At 41.4% G+C, this 24,539-nt stretch carries 15 protein-coding genes; 10 read left to right on the top strand and 5 right to left on the bottom strand.

The features are described from left to right. The 3 genes from IWX76_RS06605 to IWX76_RS06595 are packed head-to-tail and all read left to right on the top strand — an operon-like array spanning nucleotide 1 to nucleotide 3,328. Nucleotides 1–1,797 (top strand): RagB/SusD family nutrient uptake outer membrane protein, encoded by a 1,797-nt coding sequence (locus tag IWX76_RS06605; RefSeq protein ID WP_196859125.1) that lies wholly within the window; start codon nucleotides 1–3, stop codon nucleotides 1,795–1,797. 20 nt (nucleotides 1,798–1,817) lie between these two features. Continuing rightward, entirely contained in the window at nucleotides 1,818–3,053 is a 1,236-nt protein-coding gene (locus IWX76_RS06600; protein WP_196859124.1) for an alkaline phosphatase family protein, read from the top strand. A gap of 14 nt (nucleotides 3,054–3,067) precedes the next feature. Next, nucleotides 3,068–3,328, top strand: a complete 261-nt coding sequence (locus IWX76_RS06595) for a CBU_0592 family membrane protein (protein WP_196859123.1) — start codon at nucleotides 3,068–3,070, stop codon at nucleotides 3,326–3,328. Here the strand turns inward: IWX76_RS06595 and IWX76_RS06590 are convergent. After that, complete coding sequence (locus IWX76_RS06590) at nucleotides 3,315–3,989, bottom strand: RNA polymerase sigma-70 factor (RefSeq protein WP_196859122.1); 675 nt, start codon at nucleotides 3,987–3,989, stop codon at nucleotides 3,315–3,317. The two genes, IWX76_RS06595 and IWX76_RS06590, sit on opposite strands and share 14 nt — an antisense overlap. Nucleotides 3,990–4,090: 101 nt before the next feature. Here IWX76_RS06590 and IWX76_RS06585 point away from each other — a divergent pair, with 101 nt between their 5' ends. The 4 genes from IWX76_RS06585 to IWX76_RS06570 all read left to right on the top strand — a co-directional run bounded on the left by IWX76_RS06585 (nucleotide 4,091) and on the right by IWX76_RS06570 (nucleotide 11,228). Further along, nucleotides 4,091–5,236 (top strand): FecR family protein, encoded by a 1,146-nt coding sequence (locus IWX76_RS06585; RefSeq protein WP_196859121.1) that lies wholly within the window; start codon nucleotides 4,091–4,093, stop codon nucleotides 5,234–5,236. A 51-nt stretch (nucleotides 5,237–5,287) separates the two neighbouring features. Continuing rightward, a complete protein-coding gene (locus tag IWX76_RS06580; protein WP_196859120.1) occupies nucleotides 5,288–8,608 on the top strand; it encodes a TonB-dependent receptor in 3,321 nt (1,106 codons plus the stop codon). A 22-nt stretch (nucleotides 8,609–8,630) separates the two neighbouring features. Beyond that, nucleotides 8,631–10,148 carry a RagB/SusD family nutrient uptake outer membrane protein gene (locus tag IWX76_RS06575; protein ID WP_196859119.1) on the top strand — a complete coding sequence of 506 codons (1,518 nt, stop codon included), beginning with the start codon at nucleotides 8,631–8,633 and terminating at the stop codon, nucleotides 10,146–10,148. A gap of 171 nt (nucleotides 10,149–10,319) precedes the next feature. Beyond that, a complete protein-coding gene (locus tag IWX76_RS06570; RefSeq protein ID WP_196859118.1) occupies nucleotides 10,320–11,228 on the top strand; it encodes a glycerophosphodiester phosphodiesterase family protein in 909 nt (302 codons plus the stop codon). A 69-nt stretch (nucleotides 11,229–11,297) separates the two neighbouring features. On the opposite strand, the gene IWX76_RS06565 is transcribed toward IWX76_RS06570, so the two are convergent. The 3 genes from IWX76_RS06565 to IWX76_RS06555 form a co-directional block, all read right to left on the bottom strand. Continuing rightward, entirely contained in the window at nucleotides 11,298–12,341 is a 1,044-nt protein-coding gene (locus IWX76_RS06565; RefSeq protein WP_334641396.1) for a sialidase family protein, read from the bottom strand. 104 nt (nucleotides 12,342–12,445) lie between these two features. Next, nucleotides 12,446–13,822, bottom strand: a complete 1,377-nt coding sequence (locus tag IWX76_RS06560) for an arylsulfatase (RefSeq protein WP_196859117.1) — start codon at nucleotides 13,820–13,822, stop codon at nucleotides 12,446–12,448. Nucleotides 13,823–13,899: 77 nt separating this feature from the next. After that, entirely contained in the window at nucleotides 13,900–15,810 is a 1,911-nt protein-coding gene (locus IWX76_RS06555) for a beta-N-acetylhexosaminidase (protein WP_196859116.1), read from the bottom strand. Between the two features lie 215 nt (nucleotides 15,811–16,025). Between IWX76_RS06555 and IWX76_RS06550 the strand changes: the two genes are divergently transcribed. Then, the gene (locus IWX76_RS06550) at nucleotides 16,026–17,270 is read left to right on the top strand and encodes a family 16 glycosylhydrolase (RefSeq protein ID WP_196859115.1); all 1,245 of its coding nucleotides are present in this window, start codon (nucleotides 16,026–16,028) and stop codon (nucleotides 17,268–17,270) included. 38 nt (nucleotides 17,271–17,308) lie between these two features. Here the strand turns inward: IWX76_RS06550 and IWX76_RS06545 are convergent, their stop codons facing one another. Then, nucleotides 17,309–21,226, bottom strand: a complete 3,918-nt coding sequence (locus tag IWX76_RS06545; protein WP_196859114.1) for a two-component regulator propeller domain-containing protein — start codon at nucleotides 21,224–21,226, stop codon at nucleotides 17,309–17,311. Nucleotides 21,227–21,464: 238 nt separating this feature from the next. Here IWX76_RS06545 and IWX76_RS06540 point away from each other — a divergent pair, with 238 nt between their 5' ends. Both IWX76_RS06540 and IWX76_RS06535 read left to right on the top strand, forming a co-directional pair. Further along, entirely contained in the window at nucleotides 21,465–22,985 is a 1,521-nt protein-coding gene (locus tag IWX76_RS06540; RefSeq protein ID WP_334641393.1) for a sulfatase family protein, read from the top strand. A 6-nt stretch (nucleotides 22,986–22,991) separates the two neighbouring features. Further along, entirely contained in the window at nucleotides 22,992–24,491 is a 1,500-nt protein-coding gene (locus IWX76_RS06535; protein WP_196859112.1) for an alpha-L-fucosidase, read from the top strand. Nucleotides 24,492–24,539 lie beyond the last annotated feature (48 nt).

Below are 24,539 nucleotides of genomic sequence, written 5' to 3'. Positions count from 1 at the left end.
ATGAACTTAAATAAATATATAGCAGGAATTGCGCTGGCAGCAATAAGCCTGAGTGCCTGTAAAAAAGATTTTTTAGACAGGCAACCGCAAACTTCTATCGGTAGCGATAATTTTTTCAATAACGAGCAGGACTTGAAATTGTACGTCACTAATCTCTATGACTTTGATGGTGTAGGCATATTAAATAACGACAGGGCCACAGATAATGCCGCTACCACGGGTAATGCAGAGATAAAAACGATGATGATTGGTAATCCATCTCCATCGAGTATCAATTCGGGTTGGGATTGGGAGCAGTTACGCAGTGTAAACTATTTCCTGGCTAATTTTAAAAAGGCTCCCTTAAGCAATGAAGTACTGAATCACTATGAGGGCATAGCCAGGTTCTTCAGGGCCAAGTTTTATGTTGAAAAGGTAAAACGATACTCAGATGTGCCCTGGTATGACCAACCAATTAGTATGGATAATAATGACCTCTTGATGAAAGGGCGTGATCCGCGCGCAATGGTTGTAGACAAAATTATGGAAGACTTTGCTTTCGCTGCCGAACATGTGAACGAAACAGGGGAGTCGGGTGCAGTAAACCGCTGGATTGTTAAAGCTTATCAGGCAAAATTTGCGCTGTATGAGGGTACAACCAGAAAATACCATAATGAACTTGAACTTGCCGGTACAGCCGAAAAATACCTGCAAATCGCTCGTGATGTATCCAGCGATATCATGAAAAGTGGCAAATTCAGACTCTATACGACAGGTAAACCCGCTGAAGATTACATGAACTTATTTATACAGCCTAGTCTATTAAATAATCCAGAAGTAATTCTTGCTGTCTATAACGAAAGTGGTCTTCGTAACAGCGGCTGGAGTGAAACGATGTTTGGAAACTATGAAGTGTCTCCGGCTAAAGACTTATTGCAAGACTATCTCATGAAAGATGGAACTTATTACAGTAGTCAGGCTGGTTACCCTACCTTCTCTTTTCTGAAAGAATTTGAAAACCGTGACCCGCGGTTAAGTCAAACCTATGCTGCTCCGGGTTTCAACCTCCTTAATACACGTACCTATTCTCAGGGTGGTGGCATTTATGTACAGCAGCTTGCAAAAAATTTCACAGGATACCATCAGGTGAAAGGCTTTGTGAATGACCCTGCGACAGCAGCGATGCAAACGGTCGATGCTCCGATTCTTCGCTACGCAGAAATACTATTAATTTATGCGGAGGCAAGGGCTGAATTGGGAGAACTTACTCAAGGTGATCTTGATCTAAGCATAAACCTATTACGTGAGCGGGTAGGTATGGCTCGTATGCCACTGAATCCTGCTGCTGATCCAGTTCAGATAGCCAAATATCCAACGATTGCGGGTTCACAAATAAATGCGTTGCTGGAGATTCGCCGCGAGCGCCGTATTGAGCTTGCCCTTGAAGGCTACAGGTTTGACGACTTGATGCGTTGGAATGCAGGGAAACTGCTGGAGAAAGAGCAGGAAGGAATATACTTTTCGGGGCTTGGCAAACATGACCTTACCGGAGACGGGGTGGCAGATATCATCCTTTTGGCTAACAATCAATCTATCCCAGCAGTAAAAGAAAAGAATTCAGTAGGCAAAGATTTTATATATTACCGTACAGGGGTGATTGGAGATGATGCTGGGGTGTTTTTGAAGAATGGAACTTCCGGAACTGTGCAGACAATTGCTGATAACGGAACATTTATAACACCTAAGTATTATTATAGGCCTGTTCCACAAAGTCAGGTACAGCTTAACCCTAATCTTAAACAAATATTTAACTGGTAAAGCGTTTACGACAAAAAAACATGAAAAAGATTTTTATCATTACCCTATTTACCTGCTTCTGCATAACGGTAGCTGCCCAAAAGAAAAAGGCTGTGTTTATTATTATAGACGGCGTGTCTAAAGATGTACTTGACAAGTTACCTACGCCAAATATTGATGCTATTGTTAAAGAGGGCGCTTTGTTAAGTGCGTTCCAGGGAGGCGAACGCGGACAGTACAATCAAACGCCCACTATATCTGCTCCGGGATATACGAATGTCATTTCAGGCGTTTGGTACAATAAACATAATGTTCCTGATAATGCGATCAAAGCCCCTAATTATCACTATCCCACTATTTTTAGATTTTTTAAGAATCAATACCCAGAGAAAAAAATAGGTATTTTTTCCAGTTGGGAAGATAACCGTACAAAGCTAGTTGGCGAAAGTTTGGCGCAAACGGGTAAAATCAAATTCGACTATAAATTTGACGGTCTAGAATTGGATACGGTGAAGTTTCCGCAGGACAAGGATAGACTATTTATGGCCAAAATTGATCAGGCTGTTACCGATGAGGCCGCCAGACAAATCAAAGAAAATGCGCCTGATTTATCGTGGGTTTACCTGGAATACACAGATGATATGGGTCATATGTTTGGCGATAGCAAAAAGTATGATGATGCCGTGGTATCTGCCGACAAGCAAATTGGCCAAATCTGGGAAGCAATTAAGCTACGCAAGAAAGAACATGATGAAGACTGGCTAATTGTGATTACCACCGACCATGGTCGCGATCCAAAAACCGGCCATCATCATGGCGGACAGTCTGACCGGGAACGTGCTTCCTGGATCGCAACAAATGCCAGTCCGCTTAACACCTATGCAAAAAAAGGGGAAGTTTCCGTGGTCGATATTCTGCCTACGGTAGCCAGACACCTTAATATTTCTCTTTCTGCAAACCAAATGCGGGAACTGGACGGTGTACCGCTTACCGGAAAAGTGTCTATTTATAAACCAGAAATCATTGCTGATAACGGAAAAACTGTCTTGAAATGGGTGCCTGCTGATGACCAAGGAAAACTTAAGGTATGGGTAGCAAGCGACAATAAATTTAAAGAAAGTGGCCTTGCGGATACTTATAAATTATTAGGCGAGGTACCCATAAAGGATGGTCGCTTTACCTTAGATTTAAGTAAGTTACCATCGTCAGCTATTTACAAAATTGTATTGGAAGCAAAGTACAATACAGTAAACCGTTGGATAGTCAATAAAAAATAAAAAGCTCAATTGTAATGCATCAAACTATTTATAAATTAATCTTCGATTTTGCCGGATGGTTTGGTGCATTGCTTTTTTTTATATCCTACCTGATGCTTATCATAAAAAAATGGTCAGCAACTTCTCTTGTTTTTCACCTCTGTAATCTATTTGGTGGTGTATTGATATTCCTTAGCGCCTTTTATGATCAATCTTATCCTGCGGCATATATCAATCTCGCCTGGGCTTTCATTGCGGCTTATGGTGTTTTTAGTGATCATGTTAAAAAGAGGTAAAATTTAGGGTTTTATTTCCCGAATGCCAGGTGCTTTGTGCAGTGCCTCCTAGTTTATTTATACCGATATGGTGATTATTTAGGAGTTGAAAAAACATGAAGGTCATTACCGTAGTGTATTTCAAAATAGGACGTAAAAAGTGTAACGCTGCGGTCAATTGGTTTTCTACAGTTCTTTTGGATATGCCAAATGCTATGGCAATTTCTTCATTGCTAAGGTGTTTTTTTCTGCTCAGGATAAAAATCTCTCTGCATCTTTTCGGTAGTTGGGTTAGCGAGCGATCTACCACCTCCTCCAAATCCTGACTGATCAACGCGTCAGCACCTTCATTTTTACTTTGTTGCTGATTATGTGCGGTGTAATCGGCAATATAGACGAGTGCATTTGACTTTTTTGCCTTAAGGTATTTATAAACGTGATAACGCGCAGCTGTACATAAGTAATTTCTGAATGAATGGATTTCAAACTCCTTCCTGTTTTGCCACAGCTTCAAAAATATGTCATGTACAATTTCTGACGAAGCATCAGCATCTTTCAGGTATGAAAACGCGGTACTATGGATGGCAGACCAATAGCGATCGAATAAAGTATCAAAAGCTTTGGTGTTATCATCTTTTATGGCTTCCCATAATTGAGCGTCTGAACATTTCTGGAATTGCATACAAATTTATAAATGGTGTTCTAAACATAGGAAAAATATTAACGCCCTACAAATTTTTACTTTTTATGTGTGTGCCAGGTAAAATTTGTCTCTATATAAATATGACCCCCGAAGAATATATTGAATTGTATGAAAAAAATGCCGCAGGGAAGTGTAGTGCCGAGGAGAAAAGGGCTTTAGAAAGTTATCAGGACCAGTTTAGTTTAGTGGACCAGCCATGGACATCAGCGATGGGAGAGAAATCTGACGTCAGAATGCAGATTCTGAGCCGTCTCCACGAACAGGTTAAACCTGCGCATCAATCATTTCTAAGTAGGCGATCGCTGGCGATTGCAGCTGTTGGATTGATGATAGCCACCGGGGGTATACTATTTTTCAGCGGAGAAAGGGATATGAATGAAGTGTCTGCACAACCAAAGGTTCTGGCTATTGTTGATGAAGTGCTTCCCGGAAAAAACCGGGCTACCTTAATCCTGGATGGAAAACCTGCAATTTCACTTGATGAAGTGAAAAACGGATTATTGGTGCAGCAAGGAAACATCTCTATAGCCAAGCTAGCTGACGGACACCTGGTTTATAGCAGCACCGCAAGCGAAAAATCAGCTTTAAAACCTGTATTTAACAAAGTAATGACACCTAGGGGCGGACAATATCAACTGGTGTTAGCTGACGGCACGAAGGTTTGGCTTAATGCAGCATCTTCAATAAGGTTTCCGGTAGCTTTTATAGGCAAATCGCGGATTGTTCAGCTTGAGGGAGAGGCCTATTTTGAAGTTGCCAAAAATGGGAAAATGCCTTTTATTGTTGAGTTGAAAAAAATGAATGTGGACGTGTTAGGAACACATTTTAACGTAAGTGCCTATGATGACGAAGAGGAGGTGAGAACGACACTTTTGGAAGGATCTGTAAGATTAACTACTGCTGCAAAAAAAGCAATGCTTAAACCAGGTGAACAAGCGGTGTATGCAAAAAACCAAAGCCTGAAGGTGACGAAGGCGAATGTGGAAGATGCCATTGCCTGGAAGAATGGGTATTTCGTATTTGACAATGAAAATATTCATAGTATCATGCGAAAGGTATCCCGATGGTATGATGTGTCAGTGGTCTACAAAGGAAATATAGATCAAAAAGAATTCGGTGGAACAGTTTCCCGGTTTACCAGTGTATCCAGTGTACTGAAGTCGCTGGAGTTAACCGGAACGGTTCATTTTAAAAAAGAAGGAAGGAGGATTACAGTGATGCCATAAACTAACCAAACCAGCTTATTTATCATTAACCAAATTTTAAACTTTCATAAAATGAATATCAATAAAAAATTTATCAGGATCGCCAAATTGATGCTGATGTTATTTATCCTGACCATTTTTCAGGTAAATGCCAATACTTATGCGCAAAGCGTAAGCTTAAATGTTAAAGATACCCCACTCAAGGTGGTATTTGAAGAATTGAGGAAACAAACGGGTTATCACTTTCTTTACAAAGAAGAAATGCTGAATGACGCCAAAAAAATAAGTATCAAAGTGGATAATGTGCCATTTTTTAAGGTTCTTGATCAATGTCTGGCTAATCAATCCTTCACCTATGCTATTAATGAGAACACTGTAGTTTTCAGGCTGCGAGATGAGGTGGCACCACTTATAAAGAAAGCCATTACCATTTCTGGAGTGGTAAGCGACGAAAGTGGTCAGGGAATGCCGGGCGTAGGCGTCAAAGTAAAAGAGGCTGCCACCAGTACAGTTACTGATAATCAAGGACGGTACACTGTTACTGCTGAGGAGAATAGTACGTTAGTATTTAGTTATATAGGGTATACTACACAGGAAATTGTTGTAGGTGGACGTACAAGCATTAATGTTAGTTTGAAAGAAGCACAGTCTGATTTAAATGAAGTCGTTGTTATTGGTTACGGAACGGTAAAACGTTCTGATTTAACAGGTTCTGTTGCGTCTGTTAAAGGTGCTGATGTCAGGGCTGAAGGGGTGAGTGATATTACACGCTCCTTACAAGGTAGAATGCCCGGCGTATCGATTGAGTCGGCAGGTGGTGATCCGGGTGCAGGTACTAGAATTCTAATCCGCGGTGTAGGTACCCTTGGAAACGCAACGCCATTGTATATTGTTGATGGGGTACAGGTAGCCAACATCAACAATTTAAATCAGGCAGATATCGAATCTTTTGACGTGTTAAAAGATGCATCTGCGGCTGCGATCTATGGATCGAGAGCGGCAAACGGGGTTGTGTTGGTAACGACAAAATCTGGTAAAATTGGTGCGCCAGTGATACAGTTTAATGCCAATTATGGGCAGCAACGCAAATCAAGCAACGTTGATGTGCTTAATGCAAGAGAGTGGGCAACTGTAAGTAACCTAGCCAATGCAAATGCAGGATTTCCAGGTTTAGCTATTGCGGCAAATCCGGATCAATTAGGTGAAGGAACCAACTGGCAGGACGCTATTTTCAGAACAGGCATTATACAACAATATAATTTATTGGTAAGCGGTGGTAGTGAAGCCACTAAATATAGTGTGTCTGGTGGTTATAATGATCAGGAAGGTATCGTTGATGTAACCAACTATAACAGGTATAACTTAAGAGTAAAAACAGAAACCACTTTTGGGCGATTGAAATTTGGGCAAACCGTATTATTGTCGAGAGAAAAATTTGTCACTATGCCCGGAGGTTGGGGTGGTCAAAGTGGTAATGCAATAGGTTCAGCTTTAAAAATGATCCCTGCATTCGATATTTATGACCCTAGTTTATTAGGTGGTTACGGTGGTGCCACCGGGTCTGTAGTGAATATTGCTAACCCCGTAGCGATGTTAAACCTTGAAGATATCAACAGGGTAAATACAAGCATCCTTGCCAATGCTTTTGCTGAATTAAAATTATTGCCCGGATTGACTTATAAGTTTAACCTTGGTTATACCAATAATTCAAACTCAAATTATGACTACCACAGAAGATACCAGGTTGGTGGTTTATTTACACATCCAACCAACGATATTACTTTAAGTGAAGATCGTAATATCTTAGTCTTGTTGGAAAATACCTTGAATTATACAAAGGAATTCGGAAAACATAGTATTCAGGCTTTAGCCGGTTATACCTATCAAAGCAATAAGTACAAATTTACAGGTGCAGCAAGAACAGATCTTCCTGATGGAATTGACCAGATCGATGCTGGTGCTGGTGTATCTACAGCTGAGGGTAACAGCACAGAGAATAACCTGGTTTCTGTATTGGGCCGTGCCATTTATTCATATGATGACCGTTACTTACTAACCGCAAGTTTCAGACGTGATGGTTCGTCAAGATTTGGTACTGGAAACCGTTATGGTAACTTCCCTTCTGTGGCTGTAGGCTGGAATATTTTTAAAGAAAACTTCTTTGAGCCTTTATCTAACACGATTTCTAACTTAAAGTTGAGAGCAAGTTATGGTATATTGGGTAACCAGGAGATTGGTGATTATCAATATAGTGCTGCCGTAGCATCAAACATTAATTATGTGGTTGGTAATGGGCAGCAGAAATGGTTTGGTGCCATCCAGACAGCCTTTGCATCCCCATTCATCAAGTGGGAAACCACAAAAACATCAAACTTTGGTGTCGACGCAGGTTTTATGAACGGGAAACTGAACTTTACTGCTGATTATTTCATTAAAGAAACCACGGATGTATTGTTAAATGTGCCAATCCCTGGGTCTGCAGGGTCAGTATCTAATCCGGTTGTGAATGCAGGTACTTTACGTAACAAGGGTTTTGAATTTGGGGCAAACTATAATAGCAACATCGGTAAATTCAATTATAATGTATATGGAACCATCAGTGCAGTAAGAAATAAAGTTATTGCATTGGGTACAGGTTCACAACAAATCTTCGGGGGGCAGCCCACTCACCATGGCGCATCAAGTACTTTAACAGAGGCTGGTGGTTCTATCGGATCGTTTTACCTGATTCAGGCTTTAGGAATCTTTAATTCTCAGGAAGAAATTGATGCCTATGCAAAAAACGGACAATTGATACAGCCTAACGCATCTCCGGGTGATGTGAAGTTCTTCGATAAAAATGACGACGGACAAATTACTGATAATGATAAGGTGAATTTGGGTAGCCCGTTCCCTGATTTTGAGTATGGCTTTGGACTTAACGGTTCTTATGACAATTTCGATTTCAGTATGTTCTTTCAGGGATCACAGGGAAACAAGATTTATAATGGCCTGGCGCAAGATCTTCAAAGCACTAACCTTGGAATCAACTATTCCAGAGAAGTGCTTAACGCCTGGACGCCAACTAATCATAGCTCCATTCCACGTGTAATTAGCAGTGATCCGAATACCAATACCAGAACATCGTCCAGATTTTTGGAAGATGGTTCGTATTTGAGAATGAAGACCTTGCAACTTGGCTACACGCTTAGAGACGGGTTTGCAAAAAAAATCAAAATATCTTCATTGCGTGCTTACGTGAGTGCAGATAACGTATTTACCATAACTGATTACAGTGGTTTTAACCCTGATTTAGGACGTTCGGGTAGTATTTTCGATCGTGGGGTTGATTTTGGTCATGTGTCATATCCTTTGGCAAGAACGATCTCCCTTGGTGTTCAATTAACCTTATAATGAAACAGCAAATAAAAGAATCATGAAAAAGATAATTATAATTTTTTGCGTAGCGGCCATGTTAGGTGCTTGTAAAAAAAGTGTATTAGAACTACAGAATCCAAATCAGATTACCACTGAAATTTTTTGGAAGTCTGAAGCCGATGTACAAAGTGCATTGGCCGCTACTTACGGCTTATTAAGAGATGTTGATGGTGGCTTCTACGGCGTGAGAGGGATCGAACTTGGAAATGGACGGGGTGATGATTTTTTCATCAGGAACGACGTTGCCGATTTATATAGACTGTCTACCTTCACCAACAATGCCGATAACGGAACAGCAAACTCCCTTTGGAATACTTCTTACAGAGCAATTTTTAGGGCGAATCAAATTCTGGAAAATGTAGAAAAAGTGACTCTTGAAGGCACAAAATTGCAAGAATATATCGCTGAAGCGAAATTTTTAAGAGGCTTGAATTATTTTATTCTGGCTATCAATTTCGGGGATGTGCCATTGGTTTTAGAAACGGCCAAAGACACGGAGGGTTATTTTAAAGAAAAGTCTCCTGAAGCAGAAATTTGGCAACAAGTTATCGCTGATTTTACCGCTGCGGGAACAGATCTTCCACAAAGCTACCCGGCAACATGGGTAGGTAGGGCTACCAAAGGTGCCGGTCTGGCTTATTTAGGAAAAGCTTACCTATACACTAAGGATTATGCTAAAGCGGAAGAAACTTTAAAACAAGTGACTGCACTTGGCTATCAGCTAATGCCTGAATATGGCGATAACTTTATTGCTACCAGAGAAAATAATGCAGAATCTGTGTTTGAAATTCAATTGGGTGACGTTGGTGGTACCGAAGCATGGGGCGGAGAAAACGCTAGTCAGGCTTTAGGCGTAACTACCGCTCAGGAATTTGCACCATCAGAAGTAGGCGGCTGGTTTGAAGCCGGACCTACGGATAAACTCTTTAATGCGTTTCAGAAAGAGAAGACCGTAAGTGGTGATTTTGATCCTAGAATGTATGCTACTTTAGTCTGGAATTATGAAGGGGCGACCTTTTATAACAGGCCTTTCAGTGATTTTAATTTGGTATTTGGATTTAAATCCCTATTTAAAAAATATCAGAATTATATGCAGGATAACGAGCTGTCTGGTTCCAGTGGTGCATCAAATTATACCTCGAGTAATAATGAAAGAGCATTGCGCTATGCTGATGTGCTGTTAATGTTAGCGGAAGCGCTGACCATGCAGGGAAAAACAGCGGAGGCGTATCCATATGTGAAACAGATCAGAGACCGTGCAAAGTTACCTCAATTGGCTACCGGGCTTAACCAAACTCAAATGATGCAGGAAATTATGCACCAGCGTATGATTGAATTTGCAAGAGAAAACCAACGTTTTTATGATTTGAAACGCTGGGGTACACTGGCTACAGAGCTAGCTAACAGTGATAAAGTAGGAAAGCAGTTTTTTGTTCCTGGTAAACACGAGCTTTTTCCAATTCCTCAGGGTGAAATTAACGCCAATCAGTCGATTACGCAAAATCCTAAATGGTAACACTTTTTTTAAAATTCAAGCCTGGGTCAGTAAGCTGACCCAGGCTTTTTTATTTTACCTCATGCTGATCATAAAAAATGGTCAGCCATTCCGGCGACTTTCGATAATGTAATTTATCAAACTTAACAATATCTTAATGTGCAGAAAAGTTAGGTTAAGTAGTTTAGCGGGGTGAAAAAGAACCTTATCCTTGTACTTGCTACTGGAATACTCCTGTCAGGTACAGCCTTCGGGCAACAGAAAATAGACGTACAGGCCCATCGGGGTGGTATGGCATTAATGCCAGAAAACACAATCGCTGCCATGCTTAATGGTGTTAAACTTGGCGCTAAGACCCTCGAACTTGATGTTGTTATTTCAGGCGACGGGAAGGTCGTCGTGTCCCACGATGCCTATATGTCTTCAGACTTTATGCGTAAGCCAAATGGTGCCGATATAAGTAAAGCGGAGGAGCGGAGTATTGCATTGTATAAAATGACTTATGATAGCATCAGCCGTTTTGACGCTGGCAGCAAACCTCACCCTCGTTTTCCTGAACAGCTGAAAATGAAAACACATAAGCCATTGCTTAGCGATTTGATTGACAGTGTAGAGGCTTATGTAAAGCTAAATAAGCTTAAGCCTGTTTACTACAATATCGAAACAAAAATATCCCCTGCCGGTGATGGAATCTACAACCCGACTCCTAATGTATTCGTACAAACGATGATGGAAGTCATTAATAAAAAGGCGATGAAGAACCGCTTAATTATTCAGTCATTCGACGTACGTACGCTTCAGCTATTAAATAAAACCGAGCCTAAAATTAAACTTGCTCTTTTGACATTAGGTAAAAGTAAGGGTGGATTGGAGGAAGATTTGAAAAAGTTAGGTTTTACACCCGCTATTTATAGTCCCCACTACGCATCAGTAGATCCGCAGATGGTTGCTAAAGTACATGCTCTAAAGATGCAGATTGTACCTTGGACCGTAGATCAAGAAAAAGATATGGCTGCTCTAGGTCAAATGGGGGTTGATGGCATCATTACCAATAGTCCAGATAAATTAGTGAATATGTACGGGAGTTACCAGCACAAGTAAGAAATCACTTCGATTGCGCTCCATTTGAGTGCAATCGAATTCCGCTTCCATCACAGAGAGGTCTGGTTATTAACTGCCTTCTTCTAAAACTACATGTTTGATGTTCTTCCGATCAAAAGTATAAGTGATATGAATTAAGCCATCTTTAGTTTGAATAATTGCAGGATAGCTAAATTCTTCTTTTGTTCCATTTTCTAAAACGGCAACATCATTCCAGGTTTTACCATCTTTAGAACACGCTACCCTGAGTTTTCCCCGCCCCTCAAACCAGTCCTTGCCGGGTACATCAGGGTTGTATACGATGAGCTGTTTTCCACTTTTTAGCGTTACCGCATCTGTTCCTGAATTAGGGTTTAATAATTCCGTCTCAGACAATTTGCTCCACGTATTTCCGCTATCATATGACCATGCCTGAACCACCTTGCCTTGTTTACTTCTACAAAGCACTTGTAGTCTGCCTTCCGGATATTCCAGAATACTTGGCTGAATAATGTCAAATCTTTTATTGGTGTCAAGCTGAATTAAAGACCAGGTCAGACCCCTGTCTACAGATTTCTCCATATGGCCTTTCCATCTTCCATTTTCTTCTTCTATACTGGAGGGAGCTAAAATGACGCCATCGGCTAACTGAATTGGCTTATTCTTAATCGGACCTAAAATTCCCTTCGGTAATTTAACCGATGAAGACCATGTTTTTCCATTGTCATCTGATGTTTTATACATACCCCACCATTCACGTGGATTTGGCCCCACCTTATAAAACAAGAATAATCTACCTTTTGCTTCTTTGAAAAGCACAGGGTTCCAGGTGGGATATCTTAACGTATCGCTAACCACGCCATCCGCTATTTTCGTAGGCGTGCGGTTATCCTTATTACTCAACGAGTATAACCAGATCGATACATCATTTTTACCCTCCTGACTGCCTCCGAAACAGGAAAGCAGGATTTCTCCTGTCTTTGTTTCTACTAAGGTTGAAGCATGGCAGTTATTAAAAGGTGGGTTTTGAAAGACAATTTCTTGTTTAACTTTTTTCCATGTAGATTGTGCGCTCACCATGTATCCTGACAGCCCAGCAAAAAAGAAAATAAGTGTTGATTTAAAACTTAACATATTACAATTGTCTGTAAAGCAATATAGTGAAATTTATAAAACCAACAACCAGTACCGTCAGTCAATGTATAGACTACGGAATTCCATTGTTTTTAAGACAATGATTAATTAATCTTCCAATATGGATTCGGGGTTCTTGCAGACTTAAACATCGTCAAAAACTTAGAAATCAACTTCGGATGCGCGGCAGCCACATTGTGCTGCTCTGACATGTCGGTTTCCAGGTTGTAAAGTTCGATCTCTTTAGATGCTCCATAACGCACCGCTTTCCAGTTGCCAAACCTAATGGCTTGCGCAGGTTGTTTACCTTCGTGGAACTCCCAGTAGAGGTATTTATGATCTTTCTGGCTTTTTTCCTGGCCTGATAGTACCGGAAGCAGAGATATGCCTTCTGTCGTAATGCCGCTTTTCTGCAGGTTCACCCCTGCATAGGCAGCAATGGTTGGTAATATGTCAGGAAAACCAGAGATGTGATCAGAAACCACACCGCTTTTAATACCAGTACCAGATACAATGAATGGTACCCGGATGCCACCTTCGTAAACATCGCGCTTGGCACCCCGTAGTCCACCTGAGCTATTCAGCACAGCAGGATTTGCACCACCCTCTTTATGTGATCCATTATCACTAGAAAACATGATGATTGTGTTTTTATCCAGCCCTTTTTCTTGTAGTTTTTTAATAATTCTAGCAACATCACGGTCCAGTCGTACAACCATCGTTGCATAAGCAGCCATGGGATGTTCCGAAGCGCCATAACCACCAATTGACTTTACAGCATTATAATCTTTCCCTGCATAAGGCTGTTCCTTAAATTTTCCCTTAAAGGATTTAAATAGCTCATCATCAGGCGCAATCATTTCTGCATGCGGCGTAATGTAAGCCAGGTAAAGAAAAAAAGGTTCATGTGCTTGCTGCCTGTCCAAATATCCTAAAGCTTCTGTCGTAAACAGATCACTGGAAAATTTTTTCTGACTTCGGTTGGCATTCTCTGGTATCGTAATTTTGCCTTCATTACGGTACAGGTAATCCGGATAATGGTTATGTGCATGTGCCTGATTTAGGTAACCATAGAAATAGTCGAAGCCTTTTTTATTGGGGTGTCCGGTAGTTCCATCCATTCCTAAACCCCACTTGCCAATAATAGCCGTATGGTAGGCTGCTGTTTTTAGCACTTCCGCAATGGTAATATCTTCAGGCCTGAGGGGCAACCCGGCACCTAATCCCTTTGGCCCCTTTTCATAATTACCCCGCACCCAGCCGTGGCCAATATCCCGGCCCGTCATGAGTGCTGCGCGCGATGGTGCACATACCGGCGCACCGGCATAGTGTTGCGTAAACTTTATGCCATGTGCAGCAAGGCTGTCCAGCGTGGGTGTTTTAAAGTTTATTTGCCCATAGCTACTCAGGTCGCCATAACCCATATCATCTGCAAGAATGTAGATGATATTTGGCTTTGATGGTATACTTTCCTGAGCCATGCCCTGAAAGGTAAACAAACAACATAGGACACAAAGGGCTAAGGCAAATAACTTTTTCAATTTGAAATGATCTTATACTATTTAACAGAATTTACTTTTACATCCGGGGCCTCGTTGTTCAAGATGGTTTCGGTAACAACACTCCTTTTTCCACTTGGCATGATCACAATAGTCTTTAACAAACGTTTTTGTCCTTTAGGAACATTTAATTTTATTGGCTCTTGATAAAGATGCGCATTTTCTGATGGTCGGTAGTTATCAAGCGTATAGTAAATTTTGGCACCCTGTGCTGGCGCTTTTAACGCTATATTGAAATTCTCACCGTTCATCACTTTTTCTTCCTGTCCAATTGGTGTAGGTACCCAATAGTTTGTGCCTGTTTTATCCAGGCGTGACAAATGCGACGGCACACGTTCTTCATAAAAGTTCTTGAAATCTTTACGTTCCTTTTGGCTCCATGCTACCTCTGCTAAGGAGTACAACCTTGGAATAAGGGTATATTCTACTTTTTCTTGGGTTTCAATATATTCTGTCCAAACATTGGCCTGTACACCGATAATATGCTTTTGTTGTTCTGGGGTTAAGGATGCCGGAACGGGTTCATAAGCGTAAATTTTAGTTAAGGGAGAATTTCCACCCATGGTTAAAGGCTCATCTGGTGATGATGATTGCTGATAATCTAAATACAAACCTGCACTATTTGGAGTCATGATCACATCGTGAAACTGTTGTGCTGCAGCAATACCACCTTTTTCACCTCTCCAGGACATCACGGTTGCATTTGGCGCTAAACCACCTTCCAGAATTTCGTCCCAACCAATAATAGAACGGCCTTTACTGTTCAGGTATTTTTCCATACGCTGGATAAAATAGCTTTGCAAGCCATGCTCATCTTTCAAATTGTTCTTTTTAATAAACTCCTGGCAGAAAGCTGATTCTTTCCAGTAGTCTTTCGGACTTTCGTCGCCGCCAATATGGATATATTTCGATGGGAACAATGCAATCACTTCATCTAAAACATCCTCCAGAAAGTTGAATGTGTATTCTGTTGGGGCAAAAACATCCTGGAATACGCCAAAAGTTTGTTGCACCTGTTTTCCTTTTCTTGATCCAGACCATGGGGTCTTATCATCAATAAAGGTATCACGTTCAGGAAATGAACTTAGCTTCGGGTAGGCCGCAATCGCCGCTGAAGCGTGTCCTGGCATTTCAATTTCTGGAACTACGTTGATGTATCTTGAAGTGGCATAAGCAACCACTTCCTTTATTTCATTTTGTGTATAAAAGCCTTTATAAACTTCATTGTCGGTGCCTACACCTGGAAGGCGGCCAATGATGGTTCCGTTACGCGATCCACCTACGCTGGTTAGTTTAGGGTACTTTTTGATTTCAATTCTCCAACCCTGATCTTCAGTTAAGTGCCAGTGAAAGTTGTTTAACTTATATGCGGCCATCATATCAATGTATTTTTTGATAAAGGAAACAGGAAAGAAGTGACGTCCTACGTCCAGATGCAATCCACGATACTTAAATCTTGGATAATCGTTAATTTCTGCAGTTGAAATGGCAATTTTTCCAGCTACCTGCTCCGGCAATAATTGCATGAGGGATTGAACGCCATAGAATAAACCGGCGTCCTTACCAATCACCGTGATTCTGTTTTTAGTGATGGCAATTTTATATCCTTCCGCAGGAAGTTGCTCAGCCCCTTCCGAAGTAAGGATGATGGCATTTTGTGTATTGTCCACACTATTTGATTCGCGAAGTGCAAATCCACCTTTAGTAGTAATAAAGGCATTTAAAAAATCGGAATGTTTTTGATTTTGAGGGTTATTAGAAACAAGTACCACGGTTTTATCGAGTACAAATGATCCATTAGACTTTTGTACAGATACCGGTACAGGAATGATACCCATGTTTGCATCATGCTGTGCAAATGCAGGAACTGCGATAGCAGCGACTAAGATACAGGATAAAAATTTTTTCATAATTATTTTAGCGTGTAATAAGTTTCCAATGTAAATGAAAAAATAAATTGTAAATGGTATTCAACTAGTTGATGGACGATTTTGGATGGAAAACAGATACAATCGAACATAAATCAGACAAACGTGGAAACACATTAATACGCGTTGGGCTAACTTTGATAAGCATCAAGAAATGATGTGAACCAAGAACCAAATCTAAACCTCAACAAAAAGACATGAAAAAAACGAATCTAATGTTCATTTCTCTCTTATTGCTATTCGCTTGTTCTAAAGCGCAACCGGAAATTGAATCCATGGCAAAAGCCCAATCCTTGAAAAAATTAGGTGCAGTAAACAATGCCGCAGCTACTCCTTTAACATGGAGAATGGTCTTTTCGGACGAGTTTAATTCCTCGGGCAGCTTTGATGCCACCAAATGGATGTATGCTCCACGTCAGACTTCGGCCTGGAACAAGTACCTGACATCCTCACCCGACTATGTTTATCAAGATGGTGCCAACCTGGTGTTAAAGATGGATGATGCAGTTATTGCCGGTGATAATGTACCTTATCATTCTGGTGGAATTCAAACTTCTACTAAATTTAGTGTGCGCTATGGTAAAGTAGAAGTCCGCGCAAAATTTAAGCAAGGACAAGGCTCCTGGCCTGCAATCTGGATGATGCCTGAGCTCCCAGTAGCTTATGGAGGATGGCCTAACAGTGGTGAGATTGATATCATGGAACACGTGAATAAGGAGAATGTCATCCATAATACCATTCACAATGGCGCTGTAACTAACGCATCAGGGGGTAGTACCGCTACACGTGCAACGGCTTACAATACTACTGATTATAACTTGTATGGGATCATTTGGAGCCCATCGTCAATTGAGTTTTATGTAAATAATGTACTTCAATATACCTATGCTAAACAAGCTGGTGCAACCTCGGCACAGTGGCCATTTGACAAGCCTTTTTACCTGATTTTAAACCAATCAGGTGGAGCGGGCTGGCCAGGGCCAATCACCAACGCAGATTTGCCTTTTGATATGCAGGTAGACTGGGTTAGGGTATACAAACAAGAGGAGCTGGGTAACCCAGGACTGGAATCTGCTACCATTGCGCCATGGGTTGCAGGACCAACAACAACATTGGTCACCAATAATGCCAGAACGGGTACAAAAGCGATATGTGAGCAGGGTGGAACAACTACCCTGGAGCAGACCGTAACCGGACTTCTCCCTAATACAACTTACACATTTGGGGGTTATGGTAAAGTAATTGCAGCAGGAACAACGGCCATCATCGGCGTCAAAAATTATGGTGGAACGTCAATGGGTAGTCAGATCAACAGCACCAGCTACCAGCACGCCTCTGTTACCTTTACCACCGGGGCAAGCAATACCTCGGCTACAGTATACTACTATAAACCAAATTCGGGCACTGTATACGGTGATGATTTTTATTTGAATAAACAATAAAATACTTACGCTAATCAACAAGGAGGGCTATATATTACTTATAGCCCTCTTTTTTGTACCTCTGCTGCTTGATGGTCATTCCGGTATGCAGTTGGTGTAATCTTGTAAAACTGCTTAAATACCGTGCTGAAATACCGCTGGTTATTAAACCCCAGACTGTCGGCAATCTCCATAATATTTTTATCCGTGTGGGTAAGTAAATAACACGCTCTTTCCAGGCGAAGTTTATTGATATAATCATTCACGCCGATGTCTGCAATTTGCTTCAATTTATTGTAGAGCGTTGCACGGCTCATGGCCATCTTGTCGGTGAGAAAATTGACATGCAAATCCTTGCTATCGATATTATCCCTAATTAATTCGTTTAACTTGATGATGAAAAGCTCATCAGCACTGCTAAATGTTCCTTCTTGAGCAGGAATGGATAAGGGAGAGGTTTTATATTTTAATTTAACTAGTTCACGGTTTTTTAATAAGTTAGCCAGAATGGTTTGGAGGTAATCCAGATCAAAGGGCTTCGCGATATAAGCATCAGCGCCAAGCTTGTAACCCAGATTTCTGCTTTCCGCATCTCCTTGTGTGGTTAAAAGTACAAAGGGAGTGTGACTAACGTAAAGATCTTCCTTTAGTCGCCTGCAGAGCTCAAATCCGTCCATCCCAGGCATCATCACGTCACTCAAAATGATATCTGGTTGTCTTTGATCAATAATCGAGGCAGCTTGTAGTCCGTCTGCCGCTTCTATTATCTCCTTAAAATGGGGCTTCAGACTTTCGGTTAAAAATAACAGGAGCTCGGGCTCGTCTTCTACAATCATCAGGGTATATCCCAGGGTCGGAAATTCCGGCCCCATGTGTTCCGGCGAAATAGGAGCGATAACGGTAGTTGTCGCTGCCTGCAGATCGGCAGGTAATTCGAAAAAGAAAGTAGCTCCTTTATTGAGGTTGTTTTCAGCACAGATAATGCCTCCATGCATTTCTATAAGTGTTTTTGAATAGGAGAGGCCAATTCCGCTTCCATGTTCACTGTGTGTGCCCTGATAAAATGGCTTAAATAATTGTGTGATGTCTACATGTTCAAGGCCTATTCCCTCATCTTTAACAGAAACACGAACAAAGCCCTCCTTAAAAGCAGTACTTACTGTAATTTGGGTATGTGTTGGACTGAATTTAAGCGCATTAGCCATTAAATTTGTTAAGACCAGTGCACACTTTTTTCCATCGAAAGCGATTTCTGGAATCGTGTGGTCAAGCTCATATTTAAGGGTGATGTCCTTTTGATCAAATTCACTTGAGAAATTTTCCACGATGTTGAGTACCCACTCGTTGAGTTCATAGCTTTCAAGCTTCAATTGCTCCTGTGCCAACTCAATTTTTTGCAGGTCAAGCACCATATCTATGATATTTCGCATATTCCCGGCTTGTCGGTAAATGCCTTCCAATATTCTGGCAAGCTCTCCATTAAGGGTTTTTTCCTTTAATAGCCTTCGCAGTGGCGAGTAGATCAGTGTAAGTGGTGTTCGCAGTTCATGGCTAATGTGGATAAGAAAGTTGATCTTAGCCTCATCGGTCTGAAGTTTATGCTCTTTCAGGTCCCATTGAAGTTTTCGTTCCCTTTTAGCAATAGCCATTCTATAAAAAAGAATGATGGTGGCAGAGAGGGCTAATAATAATAAGGATATAAACCAGAAGCCCAGAAACCATGGTGGGCTAACCGTAATGTTTAACACTTCAGTGTAGCTGCTCCATCCCCCATTTTTTAAATTGGAGGCTACCATGATCCGATAATTACCTACAGGGAGTGACCCGATAGGTAAGGAATGGTCATAGGTCTCGATGATCCTGGAGTCAAGACCTGCAATCTGGAAACGATACATCTTTTTACGGAATACATCCTTTTCCCTTGCCATCACCTTGATGCCCAGGGAGCTATGGTTCCACGGTATGGTAGTCCGTCGACCTTGGGGATTTAACGGTACACCATTAACTTCCAGGGCCATGAGTTCTATAACAAAGGACCCGCCTGTATTTGTTGGAATGCTCTTTTTAATTTCCAGCAGGCCATTCACCCCCCCCAGGTAGGTATTCCCGTTTTCTGCAGCAATACAAGCTTTATACAAAAGTTCATTGGGTACTACGCCGTCTGATTCGCCAAATTCAACGAATTTTTTATCACTGGCCTTATAAAGGAAAACCATATTATGCGCCCCAATCCATAGTCGGTCTTGTTTGTCTATGACCAATGCAGAAATTTCATTAAACAATCCGGTTGGAACGCGATGTAGCTTTTTCTCCCCCGGGCGATAATACATCAATCCGTTCCTGTTTCCAATCCAGAATACACCACGACTATCAACCGCTGCAGCAGTAATAGGCGTGCCATTTGCCCGAAGTGCTAACAAAGGTTTGATTTTATTTTGTTCGTGGTTCAATTCAAATAAACCATAAGGACCAAATAGGTAAGTAATCTCTTTATTAGCGTAAACTTTGAGCAACGAGCTGTGGGCGTTTGCAGTGGGTTTGTAATCAACAGGCGCAAAATTTCCTGTACTTATATCATAACGTATAATCTGGTCGGAAAACAAATAGATATAGTCAGGGGAAACCTTGTTCAGGTTTACCGCAATACCAGATGAGCTTTGGATTCCGATTTGCCTACCTGTTTTTCCCATAAACGGCCTAACGCTGCCAGTATATTTGTTGAAAAGGTAAACACCCTTGCTGAAGGCGTAAATAAGCAACTCCTGATCACTAAAGTCTGTAATCGATGCTACCTTAAGGCCATAGGTGGGTAAGTAATGTTTGAAGATTTTGCTTTTCGGATCAAAACGGTTAACTCCGCCACCATCAGTACCTAACCATAAAATACCCGATTTATCCTCATAGGTGCTTAAAACTGTTTTTTGACTTAGCCCATGTGCACCACCCACCGGGGCTTCCCGATAAGTGCTTATAAAGGTCTTCCTGATAGATATAAGTCCCCCGCGAATACTGCCAGCCCAAAGGTTATCTTCATGATCATTGTATAAAGAAAGGATAGATTTTTCAGGTAAGGAAGCTGCATTGCCTGGCACATGGCTTAAATTGGAGAATGTTTTAGCCTGCAAATCAAAAATGTTTATTCCCCCGCCGTCGGTGGCCATCCAGATTTTGTTGTCTTTTTCAAGCATATCCAGCACAACATCAGTATTTAGCCCAGAATTCTCAGTAGTGAAATGGTAGATCATCTTTCCAGATCTATCAAAAGCTTTAACCCCTTTTCCATATGGCGAGATCCAAACCCGATGCTGTTTATCTACATAAAGCCCCATCAAATCCTTGTCCTCGATAAATTTTGCCCGTTTAAGTGTTTTATTTGCCGTATTGTACAACCAGGCGCCGTTTCTTTGGGTCTGAAGCAGTACATTATCTTTCTCCCATACAGCCATTTTGGTAAACATCTCCATGTTTTCTTCACTGCTTACCGTAGGTATTCTTGAAAGAGTTGAACCGTCAGATTTGATTTGATAAAGCATACCCGCGCCTCCAAAGATCATCCCCTGTGGTATCCTTATCGCTGAACGTACAACTAATGGCTTGCCCTGAAACAATATGGTCCTAAACTTATCTGTTTTGCGGTCATATAAGGCCAAGCCCTTTTCCGTGCCGATCCAAATGTTGCCTTTCCGGTCTTCTGATAAAAAAATAATCTGGTTTCCCGGAATAGATCCTGGGTCATTTTTGTCGTGTAAATACCCGTTTAAACTATATCTGTCATAGCGGTTCAAGCCCAACCTGGTTCCTATCCAGATGTATCCTTTATGATCTGTCAAAATACAACGTACGGTCGACTGCGTTAATCCATCGTCTAAAGATATTTGTTTGAAAAAATAACCTTCGTCTGCACGGAGCTGCATAGTTCCACCCCATAGAAAAAGTGGGAATAGAATGACGATGGTTTTATAAATTATAGTTTTCAAACGGTCTCTGATTTGGCTGAACATAAATGTAGAGAAGATGCTGCACAAATGAGCCGATTGAACGATGAATTTTTAGGCTATCATCATTTTTTGCGCTTATTGGACGATTTTGGATGAATTACAGACATCATCGAACACTTGCAGCTTCTATACGCTGCTACATTTGAGTATGAGAACATCCCAAGTCCGGCTATTCATAATCAGTTCACTTTTCTTTTGTGTAGCCTTTCCTCTTTCTATGTTTGCGCAAAAAAAACAAACCGCAAGTAAAGCCACGAATGACACCCATGCTACAAAGCGGCCGAATATTGTAATTATCGTTTCAGATGATCACGCCTATCAGGCCATTAGCGCCTACGGAGGAGGTTTAATGCAAACACCGAATATAGACCGGATAGCGAAAGCGGGTGCCCGCTTTGATAAAGCTTATGTAACAAATTCTATTTGCGGTCCCAGCAGAGCAGTGATACTCACTGGAAAATACAGTCATAAAAACGGATTTAGAGATAATGAAAGCTCTGTTTTTAACGGAAGTCAGGACTCTTTCATCAAACAGTTACGCAGTAGTGGTTATGAAACCGCATGGATTGGTAAATGGCACTTACAAAGTGACCCACAGGGTTTTAATTACTGGCAAATACTTCCTGATCAGGGCGACTACTACAATCCTGATTTTGACATGATGGATGGAACTAAAAAGCGTTTTGACGGCTATGTGACCAATGTTATTAGCGATGTAAGCGAAGAATGGCTGGATAAAAGAGATGAGTCGAAGCCTTTCTGCCTGGTCATTGGCCACAAGGCAACTCATCGGGTGTGGCTGCCTGACACTACCGACCTGGGGAAATTCGATCAGACTACTTTTCCCTTGCCTGCCAATTTCTATGATACTTATCAGACCAGAAAAGGTGCAGAAATGCAGGATATGTCTATTGAAAAAACCATGTTGATGGGCTATGACCTTAAAATGTTCGGTTCAAAGGAGAAAAAAGATCAGGATGGGAACTTTAAGCGGATGAACCCAGCACAGCGCGCCAGGGTCGATGCTTACTATAATCCCATAGAATCGGAGTTAAATGCTTTAAAATTAGAAGGAAAAGCCCTTACAGAGTGGAAATATCAGCGATACATGCGTGATTACCTGAGTACAGCTGCATCGCTCGACAGAAATATTGGTCGTACACTCGACTATCTTGATGAGCATGGACTGAGTGAAAATACAATTGTCATCTATCTATCAGATCAAGGTTTTTACATGGGTGAGCATGGTTGGTTTGACAAAAGATGGATGTATGAAGAATCCTTTCGTACCCCAATGGTTATGCGGTATCCTGGCATGGTTAAACCTGGTACAGTTTCAGATCGCTTAGTCATGAATCTTGATTTGGCGCCAACTTTATTGGATGCTGCAAATGTCCCTATTCCAAAAGACATGCAGGGATTATCGATGCTACCTGCCCTGATGAACAAAGATGATGAGGGACGTGAAGCGATATACTACCATTATTATGAAAACGGTGAACACTCCGTTTCCCCCCACTTTGGTGTCCGCACAAAAAGGTACAAGCTGATCAGGTTATACGAACGTGTAGAAGGTTGGGAATTGTATGATTTGGAAAAAGATCCTTCTGAAATGGCAAATATCTATGGTAAAAAGGGATATGAAAAGATCACTGCCAACTTACGTAAAGAACTAATGCGCCAGATTGTCAAGCTTCAGGATCAGGATGCATTAAAAATTTTAAAACAGAAACTATAGCGGCATATGACGAAGAGAAATTTAATTACCGGTTCACTGCTCTTGTTGGGCCAAGTGGCTTTTGGGCAGACTAACTACGCAATTTTAAAGCCAGGTGAAAGCCATGCGGCCATTATAGCTAAGGCAGCCACAATTACGCCTTCGGCAAAACAGCTGCGGTGGCAGCAACTGGAGCTCACTGCTTTTTTTCATTTCGGCATGAATACCTATACGCATAAAGAGTGGGGAACAGGGAAAGAGGATCCACAGCTGTTCAATCCCGATAAACTAGATGCCGATCAATGGGTTCGTGTAGCCAAGGAAAGTGGCTTTAAGCAGGTCATCCTAACGGCTAAACATCACGACGGATTTTGCCTCTGGCCAACTAAAACAACGGCACACTCTGTAAAAAGCAGTCCATGGAAAAATGGAAATGGCGATGTCGTGGCAGAAGTTGCCGCAGCCTGTAAAAAATATGATATCGGGTTTGGTGTTTACCTTTCTCCATGGGATATGAATTCTCCATTATACGGTACAGAGGCCTACAATGATCTTTTTATTACACAGCTTACCGAGCTTTTAACCCAGTATGGTCAAATTGACGAAGTGTGGTTTGATGGTGCAAATGGCGAAGGCCCTAATGGCAAAAAACAAGAATATGATTTTAGCAGGTGGTATACTCATATTCAAAAGCTCCAGCCTCAGGCGGTAATCGCCGTTATGGGTCCAGATGTGCGCTGGGTGGGCACAGAAACTGGTTATGGTCGCGAAACAGAATGGAGCGTACTTCCGGCTGATAACCTGGATCAGGGCGCAGTTTCCTCAGGTTCTCAAAAAGACATGAATATTAAACCCACAGGTTTTCTGAAAGGACAAGATATTGGTAGCCGAGATAAACTTAAAGGTGCAAAAGGATTAGTCTGGTATCCGGCAGAGACTGATGTATCTATCCGACCGGGCTGGTTTTACCATAAAAAAGAGGACAGCCTGGTGAAAACGCCAGAAAAACTTCTTGACATCTACTATAGTTCGGTGGGTCGGAATGGTGTGCTCTTATTAAATATTCCACCTGACAAACATGGTCTTATTGCTGAAAGTGATATCAAGAGCTTAACAGACTGGACCACGCGGAGAACGAAAACCTTTGAAAAGAACCTTGCTAAAGGGGCAACCATCCTCACAAAAAACGGTAAAAATCCGAAAGCGCTTCTTGATCAGAACTATAAAACAAGCTGGACTACAAAAGAAAAGGATAGTACTGCCATTATTGAGTTTACCCTACCCGAAGCAGAAACTTTTGATGTCCTCTCTTTACAGGAAAATATCAGTATAGGCCAGCGTATAGAAAAATTTGTATTCGAATACTGGGATGGTAAAGTCTGGAAGATGGCCGCTGAAGGCACTACTGTTGGCTATAAGCGCCTGATCAGGTTTGAACCTGTGAAAGCTGCAAAGGTTCGCATACGTATAGAACAATCCCGATTGAACCCTACGCTATCGGAGTTCGGACTTTATAAACAAAGCTAATCCAATTCACTAAACTATAATTAAACCACACCTCATCTAATAACCAAA

It is taken from the genome of Pedobacter sp. CAN_A7 (assembly GCF_015752175.1).
GTDB lineage: Bacteria > Bacteroidota > Bacteroidia > Sphingobacteriales > Sphingobacteriaceae > Pedobacter.
Note: the sequence above shows the minus strand (reverse complement) of the source record. Positions and strands in the feature narration are given on the sequence as shown.

Coding starts and splice junctions, on each gene's coding strand:
- IWX76_RS06600 (WP_196859124.1), top strand. CDS start 1,818: ATGAAAAAGATTTTTATCATTACCCTATTTACCTGCTTCTGCATAACG.
- IWX76_RS06580 (WP_196859120.1), top strand. CDS start 5,288: ATGAATATCAATAAAAAATTTATCAGGATCGCCAAATTGATGCTGATG.
- IWX76_RS06535 (WP_196859112.1), top strand. CDS start 22,992: ATGACGAAGAGAAATTTAATTACCGGTTCACTGCTCTTGTTGGGCCAA.
- IWX76_RS06540 (WP_334641393.1), top strand. CDS start 21,465: ATGTTTGCGCAAAAAAAACAAACCGCAAGTAAAGCCACGAATGACACC.
- IWX76_RS06595 (WP_196859123.1), top strand. CDS start 3,068: ATGCATCAAACTATTTATAAATTAATCTTCGATTTTGCCGGATGGTTT.
- IWX76_RS06560 (WP_196859117.1), bottom strand. CDS start 13,822: ATGGCTCAGGAAAGTATACCATCAAAGCCAAATATCATCTACATTCTT.
- IWX76_RS06565 (WP_334641396.1), bottom strand. CDS start 12,341: ATGTTAAGTTTTAAATCAACACTTATTTTCTTTTTTGCTGGGCTGTCA.
- IWX76_RS06605 (WP_196859125.1), top strand. CDS start 1: ATGAACTTAAATAAATATATAGCAGGAATTGCGCTGGCAGCAATAAGC.
- IWX76_RS06555 (WP_196859116.1), bottom strand. CDS start 15,810: ATGAAAAAATTTTTATCCTGTATCTTAGTCGCTGCTATCGCAGTTCCT.
- IWX76_RS06585 (WP_196859121.1), top strand. CDS start 4,091: ATGACCCCCGAAGAATATATTGAATTGTATGAAAAAAATGCCGCAGGG.
- IWX76_RS06550 (WP_196859115.1), top strand. CDS start 16,026: ATGAAAAAAACGAATCTAATGTTCATTTCTCTCTTATTGCTATTCGCT.
- IWX76_RS06575 (WP_196859119.1), top strand. CDS start 8,631: ATGAAAAAGATAATTATAATTTTTTGCGTAGCGGCCATGTTAGGTGCT.
- IWX76_RS06590 (WP_196859122.1), bottom strand. CDS start 3,989: ATGCAATTCCAGAAATGTTCAGACGCTCAATTATGGGAAGCCATAAAA.